A 12671-nucleotide genomic window follows, 5' to 3' on the forward strand; every position below is an offset into this window, starting at 1 on the left:
CATAAATGACGCAAGTTTTTTACATGAGCATTTTGCATAATTCCATTTTTGAGAATTACGTCGTAGAATCCCAGGCTTAGTTGAACAGATTTTTCTGCCTTGCTGACTTCAATGACAAAAATGGGCAGACTGTGGACTCGAGTAGCGCCGTAAATCGCTTTTCGTATCGACTTTGACGACCATCCCGTAGTTGGAGGATGAACAGGCTGCCATACCGAGCGGACAGTCGACCTTGCCTGTGGCATGAGGACAGCGGAATTTCAGGTAATCACCATCGACTCCCCAATAGGTCATAGGGAGACCCATTGAGCAGCAAGGCGTACCACTGGATGTCATGCCCGCAGGCGGTTCCTTTTCATTGCGGAGGTTCATCGGAATAATCGCCTGAGCCTTTACGTTCCGCGCTGCCAGCATCAAGAATAAAGATCTTCACTTTTGTTCCCGCGGCCACTTGTCCCATGAGCGACGGAGCCATATCGCCGTCGTTGACATGAGCCGGTGTAACGGAGAGCGCCATCGGCAGCTCGCTTGAGGTGTCAACAGCAAGATGGAGCTTGTAGCCAAACCACTTGACCTTGTTGCCAAACGAGTCGAACTTCGCACCCCAATTGGCATTGCCCGTTAGCTCGCTTTTCCGTTTCGGCTGCTTCACCTCATAGGCATGAATCGCTGCACTATCGATCGCAACATGACTTCCGTCAATGATTCCTTCCTTCTTGCATTGTGCGACGAGATCTTTAAACAGGTGCTTAGCCAGCCCCTTGCTGGTTAATTCAGCGAATACGCGGCTTAATGTCGCGATAGAAGGAGCTTCACGGTCCAATCGAAGTCCACACTGATAACGAAAGCGAAGGTCGACATCCAAACGACGATGTAGACCCGTAAATGTATCGATATTCTCAAGCGGTGCAGCAAGCAGCGCACGAAGAATCCCTTGTCTGCAGTGCCCGTCGGCACCTCGGGGTGAATGACTTCTCAATTCCTTAGACATAGGGTCGTAAGTCTAAGGGCGCTGAAAAAGAGAGGTAATCGTTCCTTTGATTCAAGTTTTTGAAGCTCATCAAAGGAAAATAGAGTTTCTTGGAGAATATACAAAGTGACTTCCCTCCCTTGGGTTTTCTGGTTTGGTCACTTGAAAACTTCTCCAAGTCGGGGTGAAGTCCCTTTTTTATGCTCAAAAACCTTTGTGTAGTAAGGCTTCAGATTTATGCAAAATGCTCACATATATGGCTTGGTTGGTTTGTATTTGAAGGGGGATGAATATTGTTTGTGAATAGTGAAATTAACTTGCCGAGCGAAGAGGTATTGGAACATTTCGGTGCCCAAGTGCTAATGACTCTAGGTGGTAGAATAAATACGATCGTCGATCAGACAGGACAAGTCATCTTGTTGGATTGGGGCAATGCGGCAGTAAGCACGGTGAATGGAGATATCATTAACGTGTTGCAGTGCCATATCTTGGACGGAGATCCGGATAGCGAACATTTCAAAGCGTTTCTAGACGGGTACGGCATCCATGAAGATGACCTTGCCGATAGGAGGCATTTGCTGTTATTAAGAGCGTTCGATAATCTCAGGTGGGCTATCGACCGAAGTCCGGACCAGATCGAATCCTATGCTGCGATCGCGAAACAGGTTGTCGATATGACAATGGATTAGAAGAGATTGTGCGGCAGTCCAGGACGTTATTTCGTCCGGAGCTGCCGCTGTCCGCTATTTATAGATCCTTCCGGCTGAACGCCCGGCATCCCAGCAAGAGCAGAACCGCCGCATATCCCACCGTGTAAACGAGGTAGGCATTCGAAGAAACGCTCGGCATGGAGAAAGGCCCCATGTCGGACATCGCCAGCCCGGCCCAATCCGCTCCCCCCAGAAGCTCGTAGAGGCTTCTTTTGTAGACCGAGTCCGTAGGAATGATCAGCCCGGTCAGAAACACGAATTTTTCAATTGCGGGGTGGGTCCCTTCATAGATCGTTACCCCTTCGACCAACCCGCTGAAGAGGGCAAACCCGTACAGCAGGGCGGCGCAGATTCCGTTCCCCAGCATCGGCAAATAGACGGAACCGAGCATGGTCAGCGTGAGGAGAAGGAGCGGCATCCAAAGGAACAGCCCATAGCCTCGCAGCAGCTCTTCCGCCCGCAGGGGAAGTCCGGTTTGGCTGTGGATCGTCCAGACCACGGAGACGAACAGAACGGTGCTGTACACGGAGACCCAGACGGCGTGGCCCAGCCATTTGGCCAGATAGAGCTTCCAGCGCGGGATGGGGCGGGCGGCGACGGCCAGCAGCAGACCGTTCTCCACCTCGCCCGTGACGGTCCCCATGGCCGAGAAGAGCACGAAGAAGGACGCCAGAAATTGCGCGAAAAAGAGCCCCAGCACCGTCAGCACCATGCTGTTCAGCAGCCGTTCGGCGGGGGAGACCGGGTTCTGCTCGCTCATGCCGGCAATCTCCCTGACTCCGAAAGCGAACAGAACCAGAAAGACGAAGGTCAGAACGATCGTAACCAGGAACACTCGCTTGCGGGTCAGCTCCTTGAAGGTGGCGGAGATGTACATGGTCATTGCGGATCGCCTCCTTGGCGGGACCCGGCCATCCGGAGGAACCAGTCCTCGAGGCTGTTCGGCTCGGGGCCGGATTCATATAACGTCAAGCCGCACCGGATGAATGCGGCGCACAGGTAGCCGGCTTGTTCCCGGTCGGCGACGCGGGCGGACAGGAGGGCGTTGCCGCTCTCGTCGGCCTCGACCAGGCGCAGCAGGGAGGAGAGGGCATCGCCGGCTTCGGCATTCAGCTCCGCCCGCGTCTCCGGAAGCCAGCCGCCGAGCCGGAAGCGCCAGTTGTCCCCGCTATCTCCGGTGCCGCTAAGCAGCTTGTGCAGCGGGCCCGACGCCAGCAGCTCGCCTCCGTAGAGGAAGGCGGCTTCATCGCACAGCTCCTCCACGTCCTCGAGAAGATGGGTGTTTAGAAAAACCGTCATGCCTTTGCTCCGGAGCCGCTTCAGCAGGCTGCGGATTTCGTAGCGGCCGATCGGGTCCAGCGCCGAGGCGGGTTCGTCGAGAATGATCAGCTCGGGATCCAGGAGCAGGGCGGCAGCCAGGCCGAGGCGCTGCTGCATCCCTTTGGAGAAGCCGCCGACCCGGCGGTTCGCGGCCTCGGACAGGCCGACCAGCTCCAAGGTGTCCCGAACCCTGCCGCGGAAGGCGGGCGACCGGGTTTCCTGAGAGCGCAGCCCGCCCAGCCGGCCATGGAGGCGGAGCACCTCGACCGGTGTCAGCCAATCCTGAAAGCGGAACAGCTCGGGCAAATACCCGAGCTTGCGCCGTGCGTCCGGCCGTCCCAGCGGCAGCCCCAGTACGGCGGCCCGCCCGGAATCGGGGCGGTGGAGGCCGGCGAGCATTTTGACGAAGGTGCTTTTGCCGGCGCCGTTCGGTCCCAGCAGGCCGAAGATGCAGCCCTCCGGCACCTGCAGGGTGATGCCGCGGCAGCCGCCGCGGCCGTTGTAGGTTTTGGTCAAATCCGCCGTATCGATCATCATCATGACCGGATAAGCTCCTCGGCTGCCCGCCGGAAGTCGGATTCCGCCGGGAAATCATTCGTTGCGCCGCTTAGCAGGCTCAACCGGTCCCCATTGAGCCAGAGCAGATAGCGATGGCTTTCGTCGACGGTCATGACCGCATCGTGTCCGCCCAGCCGAAGGCTGGTAGTCACGCCGTCTCGGGACGGAATCGGCAGGGTGCTTTGCCAATCGCCGATGGCGGCCAGCTTGGTCCGCAGATTATCCGGCAGCACGGGCAGCCCCAGTACCGCCTCGCGGACGGTTGCCGGATCGATCCCGCCATCCACCGTCAGCTCCGGCGTGCCGAATTGGAGCAGCCGCACCGGCTTGCCCGACAAGGTGCCTTCTGCGGCGACGCCGCTCGGAATGCGCAGGCGGATGGCGTTGCCGTCCGCCTCGACAGGCAGGGTGGTGCTGCTGCCCAATCGGGTGAGCAGCCGGTTGACCGCCTTCACGTTCAGCTGGAAGGTTAGCGTGGTAGCCGGCTGGAATGAGGGTTCGGCGGGGTTCCCCGGCTTGAGCAGGGAGCCGCCCATTCTCTCTTCCGCTTCCTCCCAGGTAACGGTTCGGGCTTCCCCGCCGCCCGATTGGGTCAACGTGCCGTATTGGGCCAGGTTAAAGCTCCGGTCTCCTTCGGGCGAGCCGCTGTCCAGCAGGCCGGAGATGGTCGCCATGTCATCCGCCGAGATCCCGACCCCGACGATGTGCTGAATGCGGAACGTATGCTGCATGGCGGCCAGCGCCCGATCCCCCAGAGGGGTGGCGATGAGGCCGATGGCTACGACGGCTGCGGCAACTCCGGCGGTCAGCCTCCGAAGTCTGCGCGCGGCCGGTCTCTCCGTCCGCCAGGCGCCGAATTTTCCGCCAGCCATTGCCGCGCCTACCCCCTCCGTCGCCATGATGTCCGAGGACCTTTGTGCCGTACGGAGTTGTTCCGTCTTCTGCTTCATTCCAACCACTCCATTCTTCTCATGATCTTTTGGATTCCCATCCCATGCTGCCTCTATCGTTGTAGCGTTGTTCGAGCGCCGACCTTCATCCGCCCGTCTCCAGAATGCCGGGACCGGTTCCCGGGCCGCCAATCTCTCGAACCGGTCCCAAGCCCGGCCGGTATCAAATATCGGCTCGCCGCCGGTCCGCTTCTCTTCGTCCGTCATCGTACCGCTCCTCCTCCTGCCCGTATTTCTTCTTAAGCCGTTCCTCCGCCCGGGCCAGCAGCGTGCCGACAATCTTCGGGTTGACCTCCAGCCGGAGGGCAATCTCCTCGTAGCTGTACCCTTCCTCCCGAAGCAGAAGCGCGGTCCGGTCCCGGTCCGAGAGCTTCTGCAGCACCCTGCGGACGACGTCTTTCTCCCACTCGCGGATGGCCTCCGTCTCTCCCGAAGGAGCGGCGTCTTGCGACCAAGCCGCCACGCGGGCGGTTTCCTTCTCCAATAACGCCTTGCCCGACGACCGCTGTCTCAAATAGTCGTAGCCTACCCGGGTCAGCACCCGGTGCAGCCAGGCGCCGATGGCCTCGAGCTTCTCCGGATGGCTGCGGTAGAGACGCAGGAATACCTCTTGTGCCAAATCCTCCGCCGCCGCGTAATCGCCGGTCAAGGCATAGAGCTTTCGCGCCACCCCGGGGTAATGCTCCCGGAACAAGCGCTGGAACAGATCGGGTATTTGCGCGCCTTCCTCCATGTTGCTGGCGTCCCCCCTTTCGCTTATAAGACGGATGCCGAATCGATTTTGTAGCAGTGTAATGCATTATATTACAACAAAGATATATTGTAAAACGATAAATTTTGTGATAAATTCAAGTCGACCCTAACGAATTGAGGTGCGCGGAGTGGAACGAGGCTCGACGCTTTTTCTAAAGATAACGGTAATTCTGATCGGAATTCCGATTCTTGCTTTGTGTCTATTTTGGCTGCCTTGGCTGGCACAAGAAGCGGCACAAATTTTTTCGGCTTATTGGCTGTATCCTGCTATAATCGGCATGTATGGATCGGCGATACCGTTTTATATCGCCTTGTATCAGGCTTTCAAACTTTTAACCTATATCGACAAGAACGAAGCTTTCTCCGAATTATCCGTAACGGCTTTGAAAAAGATTAAGTACTGCGCGATCGCGATCAGTATTTTGTATGCGGCATGCATGCCCTTCTTCGTTCTCATGTCGGAGGAAGACGACGCCCCGGGTCTCGCGGCGCTCGGGCTGGTCATTGTTTTCGCCTCCATGGTGATCGCGGTCTTCGCTGCCGTTCTTCAAAGGCTGCTGAAAGATGCGATCGCGATTAAATCGGAAAATGATTTAACGGTTTGAGGTGACGAACATGGCGATCATCATCAATATTGACGTAATGCTGGCCAAGAGGAAAATGAGCGTGACCGAGCTTTCGGAGAGGGTCGGCATCACGATGGCCAATCTTTCCATATTGAAGAACGGAAAGGCAAAGGCGATTCGATTATCCACTTTGGAGGCGATTTGCAAGGCTTTGGAATGTCAGCCCGGCGATATTTTGGAATATCAAATACATGAAGGTACCTAAAACGGGTTCGACTTGAAAAACGGTTGCTCCCAACGAATAATCGTGCTATCATCTCCTCAAACCAATATTTTCCTGAAAAGCTGTGATGAGAAAGAGATGCGGCGCATCGATGAATTTGGGTGGTAACACGGAGTATTAACTCTCGTCCCTTTGGGGGCGGGAGTTTTGTTTTTTATCAATAGGGAGGTTGCCTGAGATGGAGAGAAAAAACACGTTTAACGAAATTGCAAAGGAATACGACAAGTACAGGCCTAGCTATCCGGATCAATTATTTACGGATATTCTAGCGTTCACGGCGATCAAACCGGGCGATGCCATCCTTGAAATCGGCTGCGGCACGGGCCAGGCTACGAAAGGCTTTGTTGATTTAGGCTATGATCATGTGACTTGCATTGAATTAGGTCAAAATTTAGCGGAACGGGCTCGTGAAAAATTTAAAAATAGTCCGAATGTGAATATCATTCATTCCCCCTTTGAAACGTGGCCGAGTGAAAAGAGGAAATTTAAGCTGGCCATATCCGGTACGGCTTTTCATTTTATTCAGCCGCAAGAAGCGGGCTATTGCAAAGTATTGGACTTGCTCGGTGACGATGGCGCCATCGCTTTGTTTTGGACCGTTCATATTCCTTCCTTCGATGAGGTCTCCAACCGGATTCGTGAAAGCTACAAGAAATATGCGCCTCAACTGGACGATTCGACAAACCCGACGCTGGAACAAATGATGGAGGAAAGGGCGGCTTTAACTCTAAAGGATGGGTTGTTTACGGATTTAGAGGTCAAGCGATACATTTGTAATCACACCTATACAGCCGATGAGTATATCTCTTTATTAAACACGAATTCCAGGCATCGATTGATTCCCGATCATGTGCGATATGAATTGTTTGGGGAGATCAAAGAAGCGATTGAAGAAGACGGCGGAAGGCTGCTTAAACCTCAAGCGGTTGTGTTGTTTCTTGCGAAAAAATCTAAAGCGAAAAAAAATATGCTTCCATAATTTTCGAATGCACGGCGAGTCTGGAGTCGGGGACCGGAGACTTCACATTCGGGGGCGGGTTCTGCTATGCTGGGACGAGTAGAGCGCAAGATGGCGGTCTAAAATCCAGCTATGGTTGGAGGTGGCGGCTGTGGCCCGATCTCAGCCGAAAGGCTTTCGTTCGCGCAGAAGCTTCAAAGTAAAGCTGATCGCCAGTTTATCTGCGGTCATTTTGGTCGTTTTTTGCTTGAGCGGTTATATTTCTTACCGGATTCATCTTGACATATTCGAGACGGAATTAAGCAAGCAATTCGCCAAGGCGAATGAGCAGGCTTTGCTTAGGCTGGAGCTTCGCATTCAGGACATTTACCGCATATCGGATTATGTCGTATTCAACCCTTACGTTGAAGAGATTATCATGAATTCGTCCGGCGAGGAAGGCGGAACGAAGTACCAGCAATATTTGGATCGCAAGGAACTGGACGAGTTACTGAACAAGGTCAAACTGGACGCGCCCCAGCTCCGATCGTTATATTTGTATGATTTGAACGGGAATCGATTTTATATCAACAACAGCCTCTCCGTTAACCTTCTGGGAGAAGAAGAATACCGGTCAATCGCAAGCAACTTGGAGGGGACGGAAGGGGGAATCGTCTGGGACAGGGTGACGCTGCCAAGCTCCGTCGAACAAAGCGGGTTCAAGGATGTCATCGTCGCATCCCGTCTGATGAAGACGCCCGAGCTGGTCACTTACGGCGTCATGGTGATGATATTCGACGAAACGTTGTTCTCCAAGTTTTTGACAACGCTTGCGGAGAGGGAAACCGGAAGAGTGTATATATTCGATCAAAGAAATCAATTGCTCTACACGGATGAGTCCAGCCCTTATCGCATTCCCCCTTCCGATCTGCTCGCTCTGCATCAGACGGATATCCGGACAGTCAACAAGGTTCCTTACCTGTTAACGAAAAGCAGGTCCGAGGAAATCGACTTCTCGCTGGTAAGCTCCGTTTCCTTGAAAGACATGCAGGCGGACAGCCAGAAGATCTTCGAGGTAGCGGTCTATTCGGCGATTTTGAGCATTGTCTTGGCCGGGATACTCGTCACCGTAACAGGCCAGCAATTGCTTCGGCCATTGAAGCTGCTTATGAAGGGAATGCAGCAGCTGCGGCAAGGAAACTTCGATACGCACATTGAGATTCAAACCAAAGACGAACTGGCGTTAATCGGACAAAGCTTCAATACGATGGCGGCCCATATCAATTCTTTGATCCGGGAAGTGTATGAGCGGCAGCTGAATGAACGGGAAGCGGAGCTGAAGGCGTTGCAAGCGCAGTTGAATCCTCATTTTTTGTATAATACGCTGGATACGATCTACTGGGAGTTATATTTGAAGGATGACTTGGAGACCGCGAAGCTTGTCGTTTCGTTATCGGAGATTCTCCGGTCCGCGCTTGAGCCCGTGAACGAAATGATTACCTTGAAGGATGAAATCCATCAAATTCAAAATTATTTGAACATCCAGCAGGCCAGATTCAAGGAAGATTTGCACGCCGTCATTCGAATGGACGAAGAGGTGGAGCATTGCCTGCTCATTCGATTGCTGCTTCAACCGTTAGTGGAGAACGTATTCGTACATGCCTTCCGCGATAAAGAAACGGACAAGCTTATCCAGATTCACGCTTATCGTCATTCCGATCAGCTGCGGATCGAAATAACGGACAACGGATGCGGCGTGCATTCGGAAATGCTGGAACAATTGACGGCAGGCAGCGCTAGCGCGACGGAAGAGCGGAAGCGGGAGAGACTTGGGGTGAAAAGCGTCATTCGACGGATCGATCTCGTATATGGAAAGCCCTACGGACTGGAGATGTCCAGCGAACGCGGAGCGGGGACAACGATGAAGCTGATCTTGCCCTATCAGGTGCAGAATGACAGTAAAGGAGAAGCCGAATGAAAATCTGCAGCGTGATGATCGTGGATGACGAAATTACGATCCGTAGAGGACTAACCAAATTAATCGAACGAAATGCCCCGAACTGGAGCGTGGTCGGGGAAGCCAGAAACGGGCTTGAAGCGATTGGGCAGCTGCAGGCTCTAAGACCAGACCTGGTGATGACGGACGTTCGGATGCCGCATATGGACGGAATTGGCATAGCCAAGCATATATATGACAGGTCTCCCGATACGAAGGTCGTCATCCTTACGGGCTACAAAGACCTGGAATACGCGCAGGCCGCGATCCGGTACGGCGTTCTGGATTTCCTGCTGAAGCCTTGTCCCGAACAGGAATTGCTCAAGGTTCTCGATAAAGCCTGCCAATTGATTATGAAAGATCTCAAGAACAGGGAAGTTCACCTGCTGGAGCAGCAATTGATCGAAGAGCATGCGATTCGTTCCCAGATGCTGAGGCTGCCCTATGATCCGGGCAAGCTGGAAGACATCGAGGGGAAGTATGTGCAAAAGGAATTGCTGCTGTTAAAAGTTACGACCTATTTCCCGGATACGAAAACCTACAAAAAAAGCGATCTGCATTTATTGCAGTTCGCTTTGACCAACGTCGTGGAGGAACTAATGGAAGCCTTCAAGCTTGCAGGTACATTGCTGCCCGTCGTCCACAACGTGTATGCCGTCTTCCTGGACGCCCATTCGTCGATACCCGATTTCGTACGATCGTTGAAGGAAGCGCTCGACCAGGTGCTCGGACTTCCGATCGTCATTCATCCGGCGGGGCCGATCCGGAATGTGGCGCAGCTGCCAGCCTGCTTTGAAGAAATCGCCAGCGAACAGATACGTGCGGACGCTATGCCGGAAACGGGACTGGAGCTGCAAACGGTCAATCAGAATAAAATCAGGGCCGTACAAGACGAGATTATGTCGAAAATTATGCTGGGACAATCCGATCTCGTAAAAAGCTATGTGGCCGACTATATCGCGGGCTTGAAGGCGATGTCCGTTGAAGCGGCCAAGCTGGAAGCGTTGACGTTGGTTCTTTCCTTGTTCGTCATTATCCAGAAGGAATTTTCCGCGGATCGTTCCGCCCTGGATATCGGCGATCCGATCGGCGAGCTGCGTTCCATGGATGATTTGGGCGATGTGCTGAATTGGACGAGGAAACAGGAGGAGCTGTTCTACAAGGAATTCGGGAGCTGGCTGCAAAATAAAAACGAAAATATTATCGCCAAAGCGATTCGCTATATCGAAAATCATTACATGGAGGACTGCAGCCTGACGGAAGTAGCGGGTGTCGTTCATCTGAGCCACAATTACTTCAGCAATATGTTCAAAAAAGAAAAAGGAGAAAGCTTCGTCAACTATGTGACGAGCGTCAGAATGGATAAAGCGAAAATATTGCTCTGCAATACGACGATGAAAATTTCCGAGATCGCCGAGTCCGTCGGATACGACGACCCCAATTATTTTACGACGGTGTTCAAGCAATTCGTGAAGCAATCGCCAAGGGAATACCGCAAGCAATCGAACCATAAAGGTTAAGACCGACCCGCCGCTTCCGGCGGGTTTTTCCATCTCTCCGTCAAGAACGGTAATTTCTCAAGTTCTACCGATAATATTTCGAGGAATTTGGAATTGCAAACGAATACAATGGCCTTATCGTCTTATGCGAAGCACGGGGAATTCCGTGTTCGACACAGTGGAGAGGTGGAATGAATACAACCATGCAACCTGCACAGCCCAACCCGATCGGCGAGATACAAAGCGGCAAGCATGCGCGGCAGCTGCAAAGGTCCAGAAGATTCAAGCAGAACGTACCGCTGCTGTTGATGTTTTTGCCGGTTATCATTTTTTATGCAACCTTCAAATACGCCCCGATTCTGGGGAACGTGATCGCCTTTAAGGACTACAACTTTTTCGACGGCATATTCGGCAGTCCATGGGTCGGCTTACACAACTTCGAGCTGTTATTCAGCCAAACACAGACTGTCGGAATCATTCGCAACACCTTGCTGCTGAGCATTCTACAATTGATATTCGGATTTCCGGCGCCTATCCTTCTCGCCATCCTGTTGAACGAAGCGAGGAAGATGATATTCAAGCGGGCGGTTCAGACGATCGTGTATTTGCCTCACTTTTTCAATTGGGTCATTATCGGAGGCATCGTCCTGACGATCTTCTCGATGGAGTCGGGATTTATCAACCACTGGATCGAGAAGTGGACGGGAGAGCCTTATCCGTTCCTGTACAAGGCCTTCTCCTGGATCGCCATCTTCATCAGCTCCGGGATATGGAAGGAGATGGGCTTCGGGACGATCATCTACCTGGCGGTGATCACCATGATCAATCCGAGTCTCTACGAATCGGCAAGCATGGACGGAGCCAATAAATTCAGGCAAATCTGGCATATTACGCTCCCGGGCATTCGTCCGACGATCATCATCTTATTTATTCTGGCGACAGGGAATATTATGGAGGTCGGCTTCGACCAGGTGTTCATGATGCAGAATCCGGTCGTCTCCAATATTTCCGAAGTTATCAGCACCTACATTTATCGCGTAGGCTTGAAGGGATCGCAGTTCAGCTTAAGCGCGGCAATGGGATTATTCGAAGCGCTCGTCGGACTGGTGCTCGTATTGTCGGCCAACTGGCTGGCGCGCAAGTTTGATCAAGGATTGTTTTAGGGGGAGAATGGCATGAAAGCATCGTATGGCGACAAAGTGTTCTACGCGGTCAATTATACCGTTCTGACGATTATCGCACTCACTTGTTTGTTCCCGCTTGTTCATATTGCCGCTTTATCGTTAAGCGATTCAAGCGCGATTATGTCGGGTCTTGTCACGATCTGGCCGAAAGGGTGGTCGCTGGAGGCTTACGGCGCCTTGCTGCAAGGAACGAATATACTCGGCGCGTTCAAGAACAGTCTGATCATCACGCTTGTCGGCGTCGTGCTGAGCATGCTGCTCACCACGCTCGCCGCTTATCCGTTGTCCCGCAAGTACTTTTACGCCAGAAAGTCGTTTACGCTGCTGATGGTGTTTACGATGCTGTTCGGAGCCGGGATGATTCCCACCTATCTGGTCGTGAAGAGCCTGGGCTTGATCGATACGTACTTCGCCCTGTGGCTGCCCGGGTTGATCAGCACCTACAATATGCTGGTCATGAAGAGCTTCTTCGAAAATTTGCCGGAAGAACTGCAGGAAGCGGCGCGCATTGACGGATGCGGGGAAATAAAAATTTTGGCCCGCATTATACTGCCGCTGTCGTTGCCGATGCTCGCCACGCTGTCCTTGTTCTACGGCGTGCAGTATTGGAATGCGTTCATGAATGTATTGATCTATATTAATGAGTCGGACAAGTACAACTTGTCCGTCCTCGTGCAGCAGATGGTGCAAAGCCAGTCGGTCATGCAGGAGTTGAGCGATTTTCAGCCGGAGGACATTCAGAATATTACGCCGCAATCGATCAAATCGGCAGGGGTTATGGTGATGGTCATTCCGATGCTGCTCGTGTATCCGTTCCTGCAGAAATATTTCGTCAAGGGCGTATTGATCGGTTCGATCAAAGGCTGAGGAAAGTTCGTAAAGGGGGGGATGGTATAGCTTGACCATGGCGGATCGTCTGGGAGTATAAAAAGCATTTCAATCAGG

General features: G+C 53.1%; 12 protein-coding genes and 1 pseudogene. 8 read left to right on the top strand and 5 right to left on the bottom strand.

Annotated features, from left to right (window positions below):
- Positions 1–132: 132 nt before the first annotated feature.
- Positions 133–1095: pseudogene (locus tag IDH41_RS11120) on the bottom strand (transposase); the annotation flags it as partial.
- A gap of 168 nt (positions 1096–1263) precedes the next feature.
- Between IDH41_RS11120 and IDH41_RS11125 the strand changes: the two are divergent.
- On the top strand, positions 1264–1659 hold the full coding sequence (locus tag IDH41_RS11125) for a phosphotransferase family protein (protein ID WP_190860967.1): 396 nt from the start codon (positions 1264–1266) through the stop codon (positions 1657–1659).
- Between the two features lie 58 nt (positions 1660–1717).
- Here the strand turns inward: IDH41_RS11125 and IDH41_RS11130 are convergent, their stop codons facing one another.
- From IDH41_RS11130 to IDH41_RS11145, 4 genes are read right to left on the bottom strand one after another with little or no spacing between them, the layout of a single operon-like run.
- Positions 1718–2563 carry an ABC transporter permease subunit gene (locus tag IDH41_RS11130; protein ID WP_190860969.1) on the bottom strand — a complete coding sequence of 282 codons (846 nt, stop codon included), beginning with the start codon at positions 2561–2563 and terminating at the stop codon, positions 1718–1720.
- Positions 2560–3540, bottom strand: a complete 981-nt coding sequence (locus IDH41_RS11135; protein ID WP_190860971.1) for an ABC transporter ATP-binding protein — start codon at positions 3538–3540, stop codon at positions 2560–2562. The genes IDH41_RS11130 and IDH41_RS11135 overlap by 4 nt, the downstream gene beginning before the upstream one ends.
- Positions 3537–4715: a hypothetical protein gene (locus IDH41_RS11140; protein WP_190860973.1), complete on the bottom strand. Its 1179-nt coding sequence runs from the start codon at positions 4713–4715 to the stop codon at positions 3537–3539. Before IDH41_RS11140 ends, IDH41_RS11135 begins: the two co-directional genes overlap by 4 nt.
- A complete protein-coding gene (locus tag IDH41_RS11145) occupies positions 4672–5241 on the bottom strand; it encodes a sigma-70 family RNA polymerase sigma factor (RefSeq protein WP_190860975.1) in 570 nt (189 codons plus the stop codon). Before IDH41_RS11145 ends, IDH41_RS11140 begins: the two co-directional genes overlap by 44 nt.
- A 148-nt stretch (positions 5242–5389) precedes the next feature.
- On the opposite strand from IDH41_RS11145, the gene IDH41_RS11150 reads away from it, so the two are divergent.
- From IDH41_RS11150 to IDH41_RS11180, 7 genes are all read left to right on the top strand, one after another.
- Entirely contained in the window at positions 5390–5866 is a 477-nt protein-coding gene (locus IDH41_RS11150; RefSeq protein WP_190860977.1) for a DUF2975 domain-containing protein, read from the top strand.
- 10 nt (positions 5867–5876) lie between these two features.
- Entirely contained in the window at positions 5877–6092 is a 216-nt protein-coding gene (locus tag IDH41_RS11155; RefSeq protein WP_190860979.1) for a helix-turn-helix domain-containing protein, read from the top strand.
- Between the two features lie 196 nt (positions 6093–6288).
- Positions 6289–7089 carry a class I SAM-dependent methyltransferase gene (locus IDH41_RS11160; protein WP_190860981.1) on the top strand — a complete coding sequence of 267 codons (801 nt, stop codon included), beginning with the start codon at positions 6289–6291 and terminating at the stop codon, positions 7087–7089.
- A gap of 130 nt (positions 7090–7219) precedes the next feature.
- Entirely contained in the window at positions 7220–9025 is a 1806-nt protein-coding gene (locus IDH41_RS31930) for a cache domain-containing sensor histidine kinase (protein WP_190860983.1), read from the top strand.
- The gene (locus IDH41_RS11170) at positions 9022–10563 is read left to right on the top strand and encodes a response regulator transcription factor (RefSeq protein WP_190860985.1); all 1542 of its coding nucleotides are present in this window, start codon (positions 9022–9024) and stop codon (positions 10561–10563) included. Before IDH41_RS31930 ends, IDH41_RS11170 begins: the two co-directional genes overlap by 4 nt.
- A 170-nt stretch (positions 10564–10733) precedes the next feature.
- Positions 10734–11705 (top strand): ABC transporter permease, encoded by a 972-nt coding sequence (locus tag IDH41_RS11175; RefSeq protein WP_397327788.1) that lies wholly within the window; start codon positions 10734–10736, stop codon positions 11703–11705.
- 12 nt (positions 11706–11717) lie between these two features.
- On the top strand, positions 11718–12593 hold the full coding sequence (locus IDH41_RS11180) for a carbohydrate ABC transporter permease (RefSeq protein ID WP_190860987.1): 876 nt from the start codon (positions 11718–11720) through the stop codon (positions 12591–12593).
- Positions 12594–12671 lie beyond the last annotated feature (78 nt).

The sequence above is a fragment of the Paenibacillus arenilitoris genome (assembly GCF_014705655.1).
Classification (GTDB): domain Bacteria; phylum Bacillota; class Bacilli; order Paenibacillales; family Paenibacillaceae; genus Pristimantibacillus; species Pristimantibacillus arenilitoris.